We start from the raw sequence: 15785 nt of genomic DNA, 5'->3' as shown, positions 1-15785 counted from the left end.
GAGGGCTCTACTGCCACGTAAAGAAAGCTCAAAACCTCGCCATGAGGATCTTGGGCGGAGTGATCGGCAGCTCGCGGACGCGGTGGCCGGTGGCGTGGTGGACGGCGTTGCCGATCGCGGCCGCGGTGCCCACGATGCCGATCTCGCCGATGCCCTTGGCGCCCATCGGGTTGAGGCGTTCGTCGTGCTCCTCCAGCCAGACCGCCTCGACGTCCGGCACGTCGGCGCAGACCGGGACGTGGTACTGCGCGAGGTCGCGGCGCAGGAAGCCGCCGAACTCCTCGTCGGTCAGCGTCTCCTCCATCAGCGCCATGCCGAGGCCCATCGTCATGCCGCCGATGAGCTGGGAGCGGGCGAGCTTGGCGTCCACGATCCGGCCCGCGGCGAACACGCCGAGCAGCCGCGGCACGCGTACCTCGCCGGTCACGGAGCTGACCCGCACCTCGGCGAACTGCGCGCCGAACGCCTGCCGGGTCAGCCGGGAGTCCTGCCTGATCTCCTCGGTGGTGTCGGCGCGGCCCTCCCGGCCGTCCTTCTTCAGCTCCTCGCAGGCGCGGACGACGGCCGAGCCCCAGGAGGCGGTGCCCATCGAGCCGCCGGCGACCGGGGCGTCCGGCAGGTCGCTGTCGCCGATCTCGACGTGCACCCGGTCGGGGGCGACGCCGAGCGTCTCGGCGGCGATCCTGGTCAGCGCGGTACGCGCGCCGGTGCCGATGTCGGCCGCGGCCACCTGGACGAGGAAACCCCCGTCGAGCACCCGCGCCACGGCCTTGCACGGCCGCCGCTTGGCCGGGTAGGTGGAGGCGGCGACCCCCGTCCCGACCAGCCACTCCCCCTCGCGCCGGACGCCGGGCCGCGGGTCGCGCCGGTCCCAGCCGAAGCGGCGGGCCCCCTCGCGCAGGCAGGCGACCAGGTTGCGGGAGCTGAACGGCAGGCCGGTGTCCGGGTCCACCTCGGGCTCGTTGCGCACCCGCAGCTCGATCGGGTCGATGCCGGCGGCGCAGGCCAGCTCGTCCATGGCCGACTCCAGGGCGTACATGCCGGGGCAGTCGCCCGGGGCGCGCATCCACGACGGGGTGGCCACGTCCAGCCGGACCAGGCGGTGCGCGGTGCGCAGGGCGGGCGCGGCGTACATGACGCGGGTCGGGGTGGCGGTCTGCTCGGCGAACTCCTTCAGCGTGGAGCTCTGGCTGAGGGCCACGTGCTCCAGCGCGGTCAGCCGCCCCTCGCCGTCGGCGCCGAGGCGCAGCCGCTGGATCGTGGGCGTGCGGTAGCCGGTCACGTCGAACATCTGCTGCCTGGTCAGCGCCACCTTGACCGGGCGGCCGACGGCCCTGGCGGCGAGGGCGGCCAGCACCGCCTGCGGCCGGGTCGTGCCCTTGGAGCCGAAACCGCCGCCGACGTGCCGGGAGACCACCCGGACCCGGCCGGGCGGCAGGCCCAGCGTCTTGGCGATCATGTCGCGGTCGGTGGTGGCGCCCTGCGTGGAGTCGTAGACCAGCAGCCTGCCCTCGGCGTCCCACAGGGCCAGCGAGGCGTGCGGCTCCATCGCGTTGTTGTGCAGGACCGGCGTCGTGTACGTCACGTCCACGGTGGTCACGGCCTCGGCCAGCCCCGCCTCCACGTCGCCCTGCCCGGTGTCGGCCGGCAGGTTGGGGTTGACCACCTCCGGCCGGTACAGGCCCGGGTGGTCGGCGCGCAGGCTGACGTCGTGGTCGGCGGGCTCGTACTCGACGCGGACGGCGTCGGCGGCGGCGCGGGCCTCGTCGTAGGTGCCGGCGACGGCGGCGGCGACGAGCTGGCCGCGGTAGGCGACCTCGCGGCGCTGGAACAGGGCCAGCTCGGCGTCGGCGTCCTCGGCCAGCTCGGGCGGGTCGGCGACGGAGAGCACGGCGAGCACGCCGGGCATGGCCAGGGCGTCGCTCGCGTCCACCCGGGCGACGCGGCCCCTGGCGATGAGCGACTGGACGGGATAGGCGTACACGACGCCCTCGATCGGGTACTCGGCGGCGTACGTGGCCAGCCCGGTGACCTTGACGTGGCCTTCGACGCGGTTCACGGTGCCAGCTCCTCCAGCGTGCGCACGATCAGGTTGCGGGCCAGCGGGACCTTGTAGGCGTTGCGCGGCAGCGGGCCGGCCTGCTCCAGCTCGGCCTCGGCGGCGGCCAGGAACGCCGCGCCGGTCGCCGGGCCGCCGATCAGCGCCCGCTCGGCCCGCCCGGCCCGCCAGGGCGCGTGCGCGACGCCGCCGAGCGCGATGCGGCAGCCGGTCACCGTGCCGTCGGCGCCGACGTCGAGCACGGCCGCCACCGACACCAGCGCGAAGGCGAACGAGGCGCGCTCGCGTACCTTGCGGTAGGCGGAGGCGCCGGGCGGCGGCGGGGGCAGCTCGACCGCGGTGATCAGGTCGCCGGGCTCCAGCACGGTGTCGCGCTCGGGCGCGTCGCCGGGCAGGCGGTGCAGGCCGGGCATGGGGACGACGCGGTCGCCGCCGGGCCCGGTGACGTGCACCTCGGCGTCCAGCGCGGCCAGCGCGACCGCCATGTCGGACGGGTGCGTGGCCACGCAGGCGCCGGAGTGGCCGAGCACCGCGAGGTTGGTGTGGTCGCCCTCGATGGCGGGGCAGCCGGAGCCGGGGCGGCGCTTGTTGCACGGCCGGCTCACGTCCTGGAAGTAGGGGCAGCGGGTGCGCTGCAGCAGGTTGCCGGCCACGGTGGCCATGTTGCGGATCTGGCCGGAGGCGCCGGCCAGCACGGCGCGGGCCAGCATCGGGTAGCGGGCGCGCACCAGCGGGTGGGCGGCCAGGTCGGTGTTGCGGACCGCGGCGCCGACGCGCAGCCGGCCGCGGACCTCCTGGATCGCGTCCAGCGGCAGCCGGCTGACGTCCACCAGGCGATCGGGACGGGCCACGCCCAGGCGCATGAGATCGACGAGGTTGGTGCCGCCGCCTAGATACATGGTGCCGGGCCGATAGTCGCGCACCGCGTCGGCGGCGCTGGCGGCGCGGGTGTAGTCGAAGGGCCTCATCGGGCGACCTCGGAAATGGCGCTGACGATGTTGACGTAGGCGCCACAGCGGCACAGGTTGCCGCTCATGCGTTCCCTGATCTCCTCGGGGGTGAGCGCGGGGTCCGCCATGAGGTCCCCGGTGACGGCGCTCGGGCCGGGCTCGCCCAGCATGCCGGCCGCCGAGCAGAGCTGGCCGGGGGTGCAGTAGCCGCACTGGAAGGCGTCGTGCTCGATGAAGGCGGCCTGGAGGGGGTGCAGCTCCTCGCCGTCCGCCAGGCCCTCGACGGTGGTGACGGCGCGGCCGTCCATCGCGACCGCCAGCGCCAGGCAGGCGTTGGCCCGCCGCCCGTCGACGAGCACCGTGCAGGAGCCGCACTGCCCGTGGTCGCAGCCCTTCTTCGAGCCGGTCAGGCCCAGCCGCTCGCGCAGGAGGTCGAGCAGCGACGTGCGGGGGTCCACGTCGATCGTGTGCGGCCTGCCGTTCACCTGAAGGGTGATGTCCATAGGCGCACGCCTACCCGCGTTGATCGCGGGGCAACCTCCGAGGCCCGTAATGTCCGTCCCGGAGCGTCCGTTTTGCGGGGGCGGGGACGGGTAGCCGGGACGCATGGGGCTGGCGTTCGGCGAACAGGCGGCGGAATCGGCGGCGGAGTCGGCGGCGGTGCTCACCGTCAACGCAGGCTCGTCCAGCCTGCGTCTGGATCTGGTGCAGGGCGGCTGCGTGCTGGACAGCGCGCACGCCGAGCGGGCCGTGGACCCGTCCTCGGCGCGGGAGGAGCTGGCGCGTTTCCTCGGCGGGCACTTCGACCGGGACGTCCGTGCGGTGGCGCACCGGCTGGTGCACGGCGGCGAGGTGGTACGCGCCCCGGCGGTGGCCGACGACGAGACGGTGGCCGCGCTGCGCGGCGTGACGAGCCTGGCGCCGCTGCACCTGCCGCCGGCGCTGGCGCTGCTGGAGGCCGCCAGAGAGCAGCTTCCCGCGGTGCCGCACGTGTTGTGCCCCGACACCGCCTTCCACGCCGGGCTGCCCGAGGAGGCGGCGGTGTACCCGTTGCCGCGCGAGTGGCGCGAGCGGCACGGCCTGCGCCGCTACGGCTTCCACGGCCTGTCCTACGGCTGGGCCGCCGACCGCGCGGCCGAGCTGCTGGGACGGCCCCTGGCGGAGCTGGAGCTGCTGGTGACGCACCTGGGCGGCGGCTGCTCGGTGTGCGCGCTGTCGGGCGGGCGCAGCGTGGACACCTCGATGGGGTTCACGCCGCTGGAGGGCATGCCCATGAGCAAGCGCTCGGGCAGCGTGGATCCGGGGATGCTCGTGTGGCTGCTGAGCGAGGGCGGCCTGAGCGTCGCCGAGCTGGGCGAGGGGCTGGAACGGCACTCCGGGCTGCTGGGCCTGTCGGGAACCTCCGGCGACACCCGCGAGCTGGTCGCCGCCGAGCGGGCGGGCGACGAGGACGCCGGGCTGGCGCTGCGCGTGTTCGCCCACCGGGTGGCGCGGGAGATCGCCGCGGCGGCCACGTCGCTGCCGCGGATCGACGCGCTGGTGTTCACCGGGGAGATCGGCTGGGACCAGCCCGAGGTGCGCGAGGCGGTCTGCCGGCGGCTCGGCCTGCTCGGCGTCGAGCCGCCGGCGCGGGACGGGCGCGGCGACGACGGGCCGGTCAGCGCGGACGGGGCCGCCGTCCCCGTCCTGGTCGTCCAGGTGCGCGAGGAGCTGCAGCTCGCCCGCGAATGCCTGCGCGTGCTCGGCGAGGAGGACTCGTGACCGGGCCGGGGACGCGCCCGGGCGCCGGATGACCCGCCCCGCCCTCCTGGAGCGCCCCGCGGCCTGCCCGTTCGCCGGGGTTTGTCGGTGCGGGATGGTTTGATCGTCCCTGTGGAAGCGTCGGTCGAGCAGCTCGTCTACGTCCGGGAGGACGCCTACACCGTCGCGCGCATGAGCGCCGACGGCGAGCCCGGCTTCGTGGCGACCGGCCGGGCGCTGTCGGGCGTGCAGCCGGGCGAGACGCTGCGCCTGCACGGCGAGTGGGGCCGCCATCCCCGCTACGGCCGGCGCTTCGCGGTGTCGGGGTGCGAGCGCATCACCCCGTCGTCGGTGCGGGCGATCCGCGTCTACCTGGGGTCGGGCCTGGTCAGGGGCATCGGGCCGCGGCTGGCGTACGCGATCGTCGACCACTTCGGCGAGGCCACGCTCAAGGTGATCGACGCCGAGCCCGAGCGGCTGACCGAGGTGGTCAACATCGGGCCGCTGCGGCAGGCGCAGATCGTGGAGGCGTGGCGGGAGCAGAAGGCGATCGCCGCGCTGATGGTGACGTTGCAGGGGCTCGGGGTGAGCCCGCTGCTGGCGGCCAAGATCTACCAGGCGTTCGGGCAGGACGCCGACGAGGTGCTGGCGACCGACCCCTACCGGTTGATCGGGCGGGTGCGCGGCATCGCCTTCCGGGTGGCCGACCGCATCGCGCTGCAGTCGGGGGTGCCCGAGCGCAGCCCGCAGCGGGTCAGGGCGGCGCTGCTCGACCGGCTGGAGGCGGCCGGCAGCCGCGACGGCCACTGCTACCTTCCGGTGCCCGTCCTGGTGCGCGAGACGGCTGAGCTGATCGAGCAGGACCCCGACCTCGTCCGCCCGGCGCTCGACGCGCTGGTCGCCGAGCGCCGCCTGGTGGTCGAGACCTCCCCCGCGCAGCCGGGGCAGATGGTCGCCTACCTCAAGCACGTGCACGCCCGCGAGCAGGCGCTGGCCGCCCAGCTCGCCCGGCTGTTCCAGGCCCGCTCGACGCTGCCGGTGCGCTCCTTCCGCGAGGACCCGTCGCTCCACGACGACCAGCGGGCGGCCGTCACCATGGCGCTGACCAGCACGGTCTCGGTGATCACCGGCGGGCCCGGGGTCGGCAAGAGCCACACGGTGAGAGCCATCGCCACCGTGGTCCGGCAGGCGGGCGGCACGGTCACGCTCACCGCGCCCACCGGCAAGGCCGCCAAGCGGCTGTCGGAGCTGACCGGGATGCCGGCGATGACCGTCCACCGCATGCTGGCCCAGCAGTCCGACCCCGATCCCGAGACGCTGTTCGACGAGCGGCCGTCGCAGGCCGACCTCATCGTGGTGGACGAGGCGTCCATGCTCGACCTGCACCTGGCCACCCGGCTGGTGGCGGCCGTCTCCGCCGGCAGCCACCTGCTGCTCATCGGCGACAGCGACCAGCTCCCCAGCATCGGGCCCGGCGACGTGCTGGCCGACCTGCTGCGGGTGCCCGCCGTCCCGCGTGTGCGGCTCACCCACGTCTTCCGGCAGGCGGGCGGCAGCGGCATCGTCGAGGCGGCCCACCGCATCCGCGCCGGCCGGATGCCGGTCACGCCGGGCCGCGGCGGCTTCTGGTTCGAGGAGCTGGACGACCCCGAGCAGGTGGCGCGGCGGGTGGCCCACCTGGCCATGGTCGCGATCCCGCGCAAGCAGGGCGTCGAGCCCGGCCAGGTCCAGGTGTTGTGCCCGATGCGCAAGGGCGAGACCGGCGCCACGGCGCTCGGGCGGCTCATCCAGGAGCAGCTCAACCCGGCCGCCGACGGCAAGGCCGAGCACTGGTCGGGGGCCACGGTGTTCCGGGTCGGCGACCGGGTCATGCCGATCCGCAACAACTACGACAAGGGCGTCTTCAACGGCGAGACGGGCACGGTGACGGCGGTCACCCCGTCCGAGCGCACGCTCACGATCCGCACCGACGACGGCGAGAGCGTCGACTACGGTTTCGACGAGCTCGACGACCTCACCCACTCCTACGCGATCAGCGTGCACCGCTCGCAGGGCAGCGAATACCCGTTCGTGGTCGCTCCCGTCGTGGCCGAGTCGGGCGGCATCATGCTGCGCCGCAAGCTCCTCTACACCCTGGTGACCCGGGCCAAGGCGTGGGTGGTGCTGGTGGGCCAGCGCGAGGCGCTGGAGCTGGCCGTCCACCGCGTCGGCCCGCGCCGCAACACCGGCCTGGCCCGCCGCCTGTCCCTGAGCCTGGAGGCGTGAGACGGACCAACGGCGGCTGGTCCGCGTCTCGAAATACCTCGCCCGCCACCTGCGCCACGATCCGGGCCGCATCGGCCTCACCCTCGTGCGCCTGTCGGCCGACCGCGAGACGGCTACGCGGGTGGGCGGGGGCTGCGGGGCGGGGGCTAGGGGCCGGGGGCTACGGGGCCGAGGGCTACGGGGCCGGGCGGAGGGTGGCGCGGGCGGCCATCAGGGCGAAGCCGAGCAGGTTGAGGCCCTGCCAGGTGGACGGCGAGGCGGCGCGCTCGTCGGCGGCGGCCAGGCCGATGCCCCACACCCGGTCGCGCGGGCTGGCCTCGACCAGGACCCGCCCCGCCGTCCCGAGCAGGTACGCCCCCAGCTCGGCGCGCTGCCCGAACTTGGCGGCGTTGCCGCGGGCCACGATGGCGAAGCGGTGCGCCCGCCACGTCTCCTCGTCGAAGCCCCGCACGGTGCGGCCGAGCTCCTTGGCCTCGGCCGGGTGCGCGGCCGCGAGGACCTTCGCCGCGGTCTCGTCGTCGCCGAACAACCACGCCTTGTGCGCCATCATGTAGTGCTCGGCCGAGGCGTAGGAGTGCCCGTCCTCGGTGAAGGTGACCGGCCACCACTGGCTGAGGCAGCCCGGCCCCGGGCCGCCGCCACGGGCCGGGCGGTGGCCCCAGAAGTACAGGTACTTGAGCCGGCGGCCGGCACGCTCGGCGGCGACGGCCTCCTCGACGGTCATGGGGAGCGCGGGTTCCTCGGGCACGGGCCCAAGGTGCCACAGATCGTGCCCCGGCGCGCCCCAATAACCGGCAAACCCGCTGCGACCTGCGGCTATCCCCTCCCGGGACGGGTAGCCGCAGGTCATGCCAAAGAAGGACGACAAGGACAAGCTCGACAAGGGCGACCAGGTCACCTGGCGCAGTCACGGCGGCACCGCCGAGGGCACCGTGGAGCGGAAGATCACCAAGCGGACGAAGGCGGCGAACCGCACCGTGGCCGCCTCCCCCGAGGATCCCCAGTACGTGGTGCGCAGCGACAAGAGCGGCGGCGAGGCCGTCCACAAGGGCCAGGCCCTGAAGAAGCAGAAGAAGCGGGGCGGCTGACGACCCGTCGCGGACGACCGACCCGGACGACCGGCGCGGACGACCGGCCCGGACGACTGGCCCGGACGACTGGCGCGGACGACCGCCGCCGGCGACCGGCGCCGGCGACCGGCCGCGGATCATGGATGGCCCTCCGGTGACGCGACCCGGGCGCGGTGGCGGTACTCTCTGCTGAATCAGGGGCACGACCTGCTCAAGTGACCGGTGCCGAGCGGCGTGCGCCGGCGTTCGCGGGGGTTGTTATGGTGAGGCGCGATGCGCCGGGAGGTCCGGTCGGCCGGAGACCGCCGGCCGAGTTCTCCGGAGGGTGTTGCGCGATGCGCTGGGCTCATGGCGGCGGTCGATGATGCGTGCCGCTCCCGCCCTCTTAGCGCGTTTCACGCATCCCGCCCAGGTCGTGGTGGCCGGGTTCGCCGTGGCGATCGGGCTGGGCGCGCTGCTGCTGTCGCTGCCCGCCGCCACCACCGAGGGCGTGTCGGCGGGCTGGCCGGCCGCGCTGTTCACCGCCGCCTCGGCCGTCTGCGTGACCGGGCTGGTGCTGGTCGACACCGAGGCGCACTGGTCGGTCCTCGGCGAGGTGGTCATCGCCGGGCTGGCCCAGGTGGGCGGCCTCGGCATCATGACGCTGGCCACGGTGTTCACCCTGCTCGTGTCGGGCCGTCTCGGGCTGCGGGCGCGGATCGCCGCCCAGGCCGAGACCAAGACGCTCAGCATGAGCGACGTGCGCCGGCTGGTGCTCAAGGTGGTGACCTTCAGCCTGGTCTGCGAGGCGGTGACCACCGTCGTGCTGACCGGCCGGTTCCTCATCGGCTACGGCGAGCCGCTGGGGCGCGCTTTGTACCTGGGCGGGTTCCACGCGATCATGGCGTTCAACAGCGCCGGGTTCGCGTTGTGGCCCGACAGCCTCGTCCGGTTCGTCACCGACCCCTGGATCTGCCTGACCGTGGCGCTCACGGCGATCGTCGGCGGGCTGGGGTTCCCGGTGGTGTTCGAGCTGGCCCGGCACTGGCGGCAGCCGCGCAAGTGGACGGTGCTGACCCGGGTCACCGTCGGGACGAGCACGATCCTGCTGGCGTTCGGCACCCTCGTCTTCCTGGCCACCGAGTGGCGCAACCCCGCGACGCTCGGCCCGCTCGACGACGGCACCAAGGTGATGGCCGCCTTCTTCACCGCCGTCATGCCGCGCTCGGCGGGCTTCAACGTCCTGGACATCTCGCAGATGTACCCGTCGAGCTGGCTGGCCACCGACCTGCTGATGTTCGTCGGCGGCGGCAGCGCCGGCACCGCGGGCGGCATCAAGGTGACGACGTTCGGCATGCTCGCCTTCATCGTCTGGGCCGAGATGCGGGGCGAGAGCCGGGTCAACATCGGCCGCCGGCGGCTGCCGGAGACCACGCAGCGCCAGGTCGTCACGATCACGGTGCTGGGGGTGACGCTGGTGGCGGTCTCGACGTACGTGCTGCTCGCGCTCACCCCGCACGGGCTGGACCAGGTGCTCTTCGAGGTCATCTCGGCCTTCGGCACCGCCGGGCTGTCCACCGGCATCACCGCGGACGTCGGCACGGCCGGGCACGTGCTGCTCGCCCTGCTGATGTTCGTCGGCCGGATCGGCCCGCTGACGCTGGGGTCGGCGCTGGCGCTCAACCGGCGCACCCGCCGCTACGAGCTACCCGAGGAGCGAGTCATCGTTGGCTGAGTACAAGAGCAATCCGGTCGTCGTCATCGGGCTGGGACGCTTCGGCACCTCTCTGGCGCTGGAGCTGACCCGGCGCGGCACCGAGGTCCTGGCCATCGACCACCGGCCGAAGATCACGCAGGCGCTGTCGGGGCAGATCACCCAGATCGCCACCGCCGACGCCACCGACATGGAGGCGCTGCGCCAGCTCGGCGTGCCCGACTTCTACCGGGCGGTGGTGGCCGTCGGCAGCGACATCGAGGCCAGCATCCTCACCACGTCGCTGCTGGTCGAGCTGGAGATCAACGACATCTGGGCCAAGGCCGTCAGCTCCCAGCACGGCCGCATCCTCGACCGCATCGGCGCCCATCACGTCGTCTTCCCCGAGCACGACATGGGCGAGCGGGTCGCGCACCTGGTCAGCGGGCGGATGCTGGACTTCATGCAGGTGGACGGGGACTTCGCGCTGGCCAAGATCAAGCCGCCGAAGGAGTACGTGGGCGTGCCGCTCGGCGAGTCCAACCTGCGGCGCAAGCGCGGCGTCACGATCGTCGCGGTCAAGCCGCCCGGCGAGCCGTTCACGTACGCGACCGCCGAGACCGAGCTGTCCTACGGCGACGTCATCCTGGTGTCGGGGCGGACGGAGGAGGTCGAGCGCTTCGCGGAGCTGCCGTGAGCGGAGCGATGGCCCCGTGATGGCCCCGTGATGGCCCAGTGATCGCCCGGTGATGGCCCAGTGGTCGCCCAGTGTCCGCGCAGCCGTCGGGGTCGCCGCGCCGCGGCGGCGGCAGATCGGGCGGGCGCGCTCGCGGGCGGGCGGGCCGTGGCTAGGCTGTGGGCCGGAGGACATCGATGCGCGCACGCGATCTCGCCGTCGGCTTCCCGACGGTCACCCTGGACACGCCGGCGCTGGAGGCGGCCAGGCTGCTGGCCGACCAGGACCTGCCGGGGCTCGTCCTCGTCGACGACGACGGCCGGCCGCTGAGCATCCTGCCCGGCACGCAGGTGCTGCGGCTGGCCGTGCCGGCGTACTGCCAGGACGACCCCGCGCTGGCGCGGGTGGTGGACGAGGCCCACGCCGACCTGTTCCTGCGCGAGCTGGGCGACCGGACGGTACGCGAGTGCCTGCCCGAGCAGCCCCGCGAGCTGCCGGTCGCCGACGTGAAGGCGACCGTCCTGGAGCTGGCCGCGCTCATGGCCCGCACCCGCAGCCCCCTGGTGGCGGTCGTGGACGCCGGCGGGCGGCTGGCGGGCGCGGTGACGCTGCAGTCCCTCATGGACCACGCGCTGCGACCCTGAGCGGGACGAGGCCGGGTCCGAGCGAGGCCGGGTCCGGGGGCGGGGCCGGGTCCGGGCGGAGCCGGGTCAGGTGGCGGGGAAGCCGGCGGCGAAGGCCCGCGTGAGGAAGGCCCAGGCGGGCTCGCTGAGGACGCCCTTGGTGGCCGCCTCCGGGCCGCGGGCCTCGATCTTGGCGTAGACGGCGGACACCGCGCTCCGGTCGCCGCCCGTCAGCGCGGTGAGGGCGGCCGTCCAGCGGCGGGCGAGGTCCTGCGCCGCCGGGTCGGCGGGGTCCGTGCCGCGTCCTGCGTGCTCCCTGGCCTCGGCGGCGAGGTCGCCCAGCTCCCGCATCCGCCGGGCGAGGCCGTCCTGGCCGAGCTCGCGGTGGCGCTCCTCGAAGCGGGCGAGCTGTTCCCGGGTGAAGTGCCTGGCCTGCATCATCGCCTCCATCGTCTCGATGAGCTGGTCGATCGACGGGCGGCCGGTGCCGCCGAGCGCCCCGGCCAGGCCCAGCAGCCGGCGGCGCAGGTCCTGCTGCGCCGCGAGCTGCCGCTCCACCTGTCCGAGCTGGCGCGCGAGGATGGCCCGCAGGTCGGTGCCGGCCTCCAGCGACCGGGCGATCTCGGCCAGCGGCAGCCGCAGCTCCCGCAGCGCCAGGATCCGGTAGAGCCTGCGCACGTCGTCACCGGTGTAGACGCGGTGCCCGGCGGGCGAGCGCCCGGCGGGACGCAGCAGGCCGATCTGGTCGAAGTGGCGCAGGGTGCGGACGGTCACGCCCGTCGCGGCGGCCAGCTCGCCGATCCTCCAGCGTCTTGCGTTCACATCCGACGACGCTAGGACCTGACGCCGCGTCCGGTGCAAGCGTGTCGCCGGACGGGCTCGCCGGGAGGCGGGGGGCGGCGTCGTAGGGTGGGGAGCATGGTGAGGACCGCGCCCCGACAGCCCGTGCCCGCCCGGCGGGCCGACGCCGAGCGCAACATCGCCGCCATCTTGGAGGCCGGCACGCGGCTGCTCAGCTCCGACCCGTCCGCGAGCGTCGCCGACATCGCCAAGGCGGCCGGGGTGGGCAGGGTCACGCTGTACGGGCACTTCCCCTCGCGCGAGGCGCTGGTGGACGCGGTGATGGACCACGCGGTCGGCCTGGCGGACGCGGTCCTGGAGGACCCCTCGCTCGACACCGCGCCGCCGCCGGAGGCCATGATCCGGCTGCTGCGCTCGTCGTGGGAGATCCTCGACCGGCATCGCCGGCTGTTCGTGGCCGCCGACCGGGTCATCGCCACCGAGCGGATCAGGCAGCACCACGAGGGCCCGTTGCGCCGGGTGGAGCGGCTGATCGAGCGCGGGCGGCGCGGCGGCGACTTCCGTACGGACCTGCCGCTGCAGTGGCTGGTGACGGCGTTCTTCTCGGTCGTCCACAGCGCCGCCCAGGAGCGGGAGGCCGGGCGGCTCGCGCCGGAGGAGGTGGAGCACGTGCTGGTCACCACCGTGCTGTCGCTCCTGACGTCCGGGGCGCGCGGCTCCGCCTGACGCGCCCACCTGACGCCCCCGCCTGGCGTCCAGCACGCACCCTTGAACCCTACCGGGGTACCGTCACGCGTGCTAACTTGAACACCACTGTTCGAGTTAAGGAGTGACGGATGGAAGTCGACACGTCCCGCGCCGGGGTGCGGCACGCGGCCGGGTGGAGCGTGCTGGCGCTGCTCTGCCTGGCCCAGTTCATGCTGATCATCGACATCACGGTCGTGCAGGTCGCGCTGCCCGCCGTCGGGACGGACCTGGCGCTCGGCCGCGGCGCGCTGACCTGGGTGGTGACCGCGTACACGCTGTGCTTCGGCGGCCTCATGGTGCTCGGCGGGCGGCTCGCCGACGCGCTCGGCGCCCGCCGGACGCTGCTGGCCGGGCTCGGCCTGTTCACCGTGGCCTCGCTGCTGTGCGGGCTGGCCGGGAGCGGCGCGGCGCTCATCGCGGGGCGGGCGCTGCAAGGAGCGGGCGCGGCCCTGCTCTCCCCCGCCGCCCTGGCCGTCATCACCACCGTCTTCCACGGGGAGCGGCGCGCGCGGGCGCTCGGCGTGTGGGCGGCCGTCGGCGGCTCCGGCGCCGCGCTCGGCGTGCTCCTCGGCGGGGTCCTGACGGCGGGTCCCGGCTGGACCTGGGTGTTCTTCGTGAACGTGCCCGTCGGGCTGCTGGTGCTGGCCGCCGTACCGGCCGTCGTGCCGGCCGTTCCCGGGCGGGCCGGCCGGGTGGACGTGCCCGGCGCGCTGCTGGTCACCGCGGCGACCGCGCTGCTCATCTACGGCCTGGTGACGGCGGGCGACGCCGGGTGGGGCGCGGCCGGGACGCTGCTGCCGCTGGCCGGGGCGGCGCTGCTCTACGCGCTGTTCGTGGTGGTCGAGCGGTCGGTACGGGCCCCGCTCGTGCGGGCCGCGACCCTGGCCAGGCGGCCGGTGATCTCCGGGATGTTCGTCATGCTGGTGGCCACCGGGCTCATGCTGGGGCTGTTCTTCCTCAGCTCGCTCTACCTGCAGCACGTGGCGGGGTTCAGCGCCCTGGAGACCGGCCTGCTCTTCCTGCCCGTGGCGGTCGCGATCACGCTCGGCGCGCACGCGGGCGGGCGTCTGGTCCCCAGGATCGGCGGGCGGCCGGTGGCGGTGGCGGCGTTCGTGCTGGCGGCGGCGGGGGCGGCGCTGATGACCCGGATCTCCCCCGAGGCCGGCCCGTACGCCACGCTGCTGCCCGGGTTCGTCCTGGCCGCGCTGGGGATCGGGCCGGCGTTCGTGGCGGCCACCACGACCACCCTGGCCAACGTCCCGCCCGGCGAGAACGGCGTCGCCGGCGGCGTGATCAGCACCTTCCACGAGCTGGGCGGCTCGATCGGCGTGGCGGTGGTCTCCACGGTCGCCGCGTCCAGCCTCGTGCCCGGCGGCGCGGCGGGCACCGGCGGGTTCGCCGCCGGGCTGGTGGTGTGCGCCGCGGCGGCCGGGGCGGCGGCGCTGGTGTCGCTTGGGCTGGTGCCGCCCGGCAGGCCCACCGGTACCGGTCATGGTCATGGGCACGGTCACGGGCACTGACCTTTCTCGCGTTACCGGGCGGACCGCATCCCCGAGGACGGGCGGGCCGTTAAATGCGGGATATCGCGGATGACTCCGGCGGACTATCCTTCATTGATGCTCAAGAACTGCCGGCGAGAGCGGTGACGAGGTAGATGCCGTCCTTGACGCTTGCCTGCGAGCGCCTGCCCGGGGTGACCGTGATCGCCGTGGCCGGCGAGATGGACGCCACCAACCGCGCCCAGCTCGAGGATTACGTCAGGGACGTGCTGGAGCCTCCCGGCGGCCAGGTCGTGTTCGACCTGTCCCGGGTGCCGTTCATGGACAGCTCCGGCCTGCACGTCCTGCTGATGTGCGCCACCACCTGCCTGCGCAGCGGCGGCACGGCCCGCCTGGCCGGCGTCCAGCCCCTCCCGGCCCGCCTGTTCGAGGTGACGGGCGTCCTGTCGCACGTCCCGGTCCACGAGACGGTGGACGACGCGGTGGCGGCGGCGCTGGAGTCGGCGGAACGTTCCGGCTGACCGCCCTGCGGGGACCCTGCGGAGGGGAACGTGCACGGGGTGTGATACGGGGATGACAACGTGCGGTTAGCGTACGGGAGGGGCGCGGACGGCTAGTCTCTCCGCTACCTGAGTATCGGCCCCCCGGGCGACACGGAGGAGCGGTCATGAACGACCCCACCGTCGGCACGTCCCGTCCGACCACGCGAGGCAAGCGTGCCCGAGGCTCCGGCGAGGTCGGCGAGCCCGAGCTGCGCCGGCTCCTCGCGGGCCTGACGGCGGTCAGGGACGGCGACTTCCGCACCCGGCTCCCGGAGGACGACGCGGGCGGCCTGCTCGGGGAGATCGCCTCGGTCTTCAACGGCATGGTGGACCAGCTGTCGCTGTTCACCTCCGAGGTCACCCGGGTGGCCCGCGAGGTCGGCACCGAGGGACGGCTGGGCGGCCAGGCCGAGGTGCCGGCGGTCTCGGGCACCTGGAAGGACCTGACCGAGTCGGTCAACGCGATGGCCGGCAACCTCACCGACCAGGTGCGCTCCATCGCCCAGGTCACCACGGCGGTGGCGCGCGGCGACCTGTCACAGAAGATCACCGTGCACGCCCGGGGCGAGATCCTGGAGCTGAAGAACACCGTCAACACGATGGTGGACCAGCTCTCCTCCTTCGCGGAGGAGGTGACTCGCGTCGCCCGCGAGGTCGGCACCGAGGGTCAGCTCGGCGGGCAGGCCGACGTCAAGGGCGTGGCCGGCACCTGGCGGGCGCTGACCGACTCGGTGAACTTCATGGCGGGCAACCTCACCGACCAGGTCCGCAACATCTCGCAGGTGGCCACGGCGGTGGCGCGCGGCGACCTGTCGCAGCGCATCACCGTCTCGGCGCGCGGCGAGATCCTGGAGCTGAAGAACACCCTCAACACGATGGTGGACCAGCTCTCGTCGTTCGCCGACGAGGTGACGCGGGTGGCCCGGGAGGTCGGCACCGAGGGCAACCTGGGCGGCCAGGCGACCGTGCGCGGCGTGTCGGGGACGTGGAAGGACCTGACGGAGAACGTCAACGTGATGGCGTCCAACCTGACCAATCAGGTGCGTTCGATCGCGCAGGTGGCCACGGCGGTGGCGCGGGGCGACCTGTCGCAGAAGATCACGGTGGAGGCCAAGGGCGAGGTGGCCGCGCTGGCGCAGAC

At 74.3% G+C, this 15785-nt stretch carries 15 protein-coding genes; 10 read left to right on the top strand and 5 right to left on the bottom strand.

What is annotated here, in order from left to right; translation table 11 throughout:
• Nucleotides 1-28 precede the first annotated feature (28 nt).
• The 3 genes from AB0H75_RS20310 to AB0H75_RS20300 are packed head-to-tail and all read right to left on the bottom strand — an operon-like array spanning nucleotide 29 to nucleotide 3512.
• Nucleotides 29-2059, bottom strand: a complete 2031-nt coding sequence (locus tag AB0H75_RS20310) for a xanthine dehydrogenase family protein molybdopterin-binding subunit (RefSeq protein ID WP_367798233.1) — start codon at nucleotides 2057-2059, stop codon at nucleotides 29-31.
• Nucleotides 2056-3027 carry a xanthine dehydrogenase family protein subunit M gene (locus tag AB0H75_RS20305; protein ID WP_367798231.1) on the bottom strand — a complete coding sequence of 324 codons (972 nt, stop codon included), beginning with the start codon at nucleotides 3025-3027 and terminating at the stop codon, nucleotides 2056-2058. Before AB0H75_RS20305 ends, AB0H75_RS20310 begins: the two co-directional genes overlap by 4 nt.
• Nucleotides 3024-3512 (bottom strand): (2Fe-2S)-binding protein, encoded by a 489-nt coding sequence (locus AB0H75_RS20300; protein ID WP_367798229.1) that lies wholly within the window; start codon nucleotides 3510-3512, stop codon nucleotides 3024-3026. The genes AB0H75_RS20305 and AB0H75_RS20300 overlap by 4 nt, the downstream gene beginning before the upstream one ends.
• 103 nt (nucleotides 3513-3615) lie before the next feature.
• Between AB0H75_RS20300 and AB0H75_RS20295 the strand changes: the two genes are divergently transcribed.
• Complete coding sequence (locus AB0H75_RS20295) at nucleotides 3616-4770, top strand: acetate/propionate family kinase (protein WP_367798227.1); 1155 nt, start codon at nucleotides 3616-3618, stop codon at nucleotides 4768-4770.
• A 111-nt stretch (nucleotides 4771-4881) separates the two neighbouring features.
• Nucleotides 4882-7014, top strand: a complete 2133-nt coding sequence (locus tag AB0H75_RS20290; protein ID WP_367798225.1) for an ATP-dependent RecD-like DNA helicase — start codon at nucleotides 4882-4884, stop codon at nucleotides 7012-7014.
• A 175-nt stretch (nucleotides 7015-7189) separates the two neighbouring features.
• On the opposite strand, the gene AB0H75_RS20285 is transcribed toward AB0H75_RS20290, so the two are convergent.
• Nucleotides 7190-7738 (bottom strand): NADAR family protein, encoded by a 549-nt coding sequence (locus tag AB0H75_RS20285; protein ID WP_367799031.1) that lies wholly within the window; start codon nucleotides 7736-7738, stop codon nucleotides 7190-7192.
• Between the two features lie 124 nt (nucleotides 7739-7862).
• On the opposite strand from AB0H75_RS20285, the gene AB0H75_RS20280 reads away from it, so the two are divergent.
• From AB0H75_RS20280 to AB0H75_RS20265, 4 genes are all read left to right on the top strand, one after another.
• The gene (locus AB0H75_RS20280; RefSeq protein ID WP_367798223.1) at nucleotides 7863-8102 is read left to right on the top strand and encodes a DUF2945 domain-containing protein; all 240 of its coding nucleotides are present in this window, start codon (nucleotides 7863-7865) and stop codon (nucleotides 8100-8102) included.
• Between the two features lie 343 nt (nucleotides 8103-8445).
• On the top strand, nucleotides 8446-9798 hold the full coding sequence (locus AB0H75_RS20275; protein WP_367798221.1) for a TrkH family potassium uptake protein: 1353 nt from the start codon (nucleotides 8446-8448) through the stop codon (nucleotides 9796-9798).
• A complete protein-coding gene (locus AB0H75_RS20270) occupies nucleotides 9791-10453 on the top strand; it encodes a TrkA family potassium uptake protein (RefSeq protein ID WP_367798219.1) in 663 nt (220 codons plus the stop codon). The genes AB0H75_RS20275 and AB0H75_RS20270 overlap by 8 nt, the downstream gene beginning before the upstream one ends.
• Nucleotides 10454-10629: 176 nt before the next feature.
• Nucleotides 10630-11076 carry a CBS domain-containing protein gene (locus AB0H75_RS20265; protein ID WP_367798217.1) on the top strand — a complete coding sequence of 149 codons (447 nt, stop codon included), beginning with the start codon at nucleotides 10630-10632 and terminating at the stop codon, nucleotides 11074-11076.
• Between the two features lie 66 nt (nucleotides 11077-11142).
• Here the strand turns inward: AB0H75_RS20265 and AB0H75_RS20260 are convergent, their stop codons facing one another.
• Nucleotides 11143-11877, bottom strand: coding sequence for a MerR family transcriptional regulator (locus AB0H75_RS20260; RefSeq protein WP_367798215.1), 735 nt, complete (start codon nucleotides 11875-11877; stop codon nucleotides 11143-11145).
• A 96-nt stretch (nucleotides 11878-11973) separates the two neighbouring features.
• Between AB0H75_RS20260 and AB0H75_RS20255 the strand changes: the two genes are divergently transcribed.
• The 4 genes from AB0H75_RS20255 to AB0H75_RS20240 form a co-directional block, all read left to right on the top strand.
• Nucleotides 11974-12582, top strand: a complete 609-nt coding sequence (locus AB0H75_RS20255) for a TetR/AcrR family transcriptional regulator (protein WP_367798213.1) — start codon at nucleotides 11974-11976, stop codon at nucleotides 12580-12582.
• A 110-nt stretch (nucleotides 12583-12692) separates the two neighbouring features.
• Nucleotides 12693-14123, top strand: a complete 1431-nt coding sequence (locus AB0H75_RS20250; RefSeq protein ID WP_367798211.1) for an MFS transporter — start codon at nucleotides 12693-12695, stop codon at nucleotides 14121-14123.
• Nucleotides 14124-14266: 143 nt separating this feature from the next.
• Complete coding sequence (locus tag AB0H75_RS20245; protein WP_367798209.1) at nucleotides 14267-14623, top strand: STAS domain-containing protein; 357 nt, start codon at nucleotides 14267-14269, stop codon at nucleotides 14621-14623.
• 146 nt (nucleotides 14624-14769) lie between these two features.
• Nucleotides 14770-15785 (top strand): HAMP domain-containing protein (locus AB0H75_RS20240; RefSeq protein WP_367798207.1); only part of this gene is annotated, 1016 nt, incomplete at its 3' end.

This window comes from Nonomuraea sp. NPDC050783 (genome assembly GCF_040802095.1).
Taxonomy (GTDB): Bacteria; Actinomycetota; Actinomycetes; order Streptosporangiales; family Streptosporangiaceae; genus Nonomuraea.
Note: the sequence above shows the minus strand (reverse complement) of the source record. Positions and strands in the feature narration are given on the sequence as shown.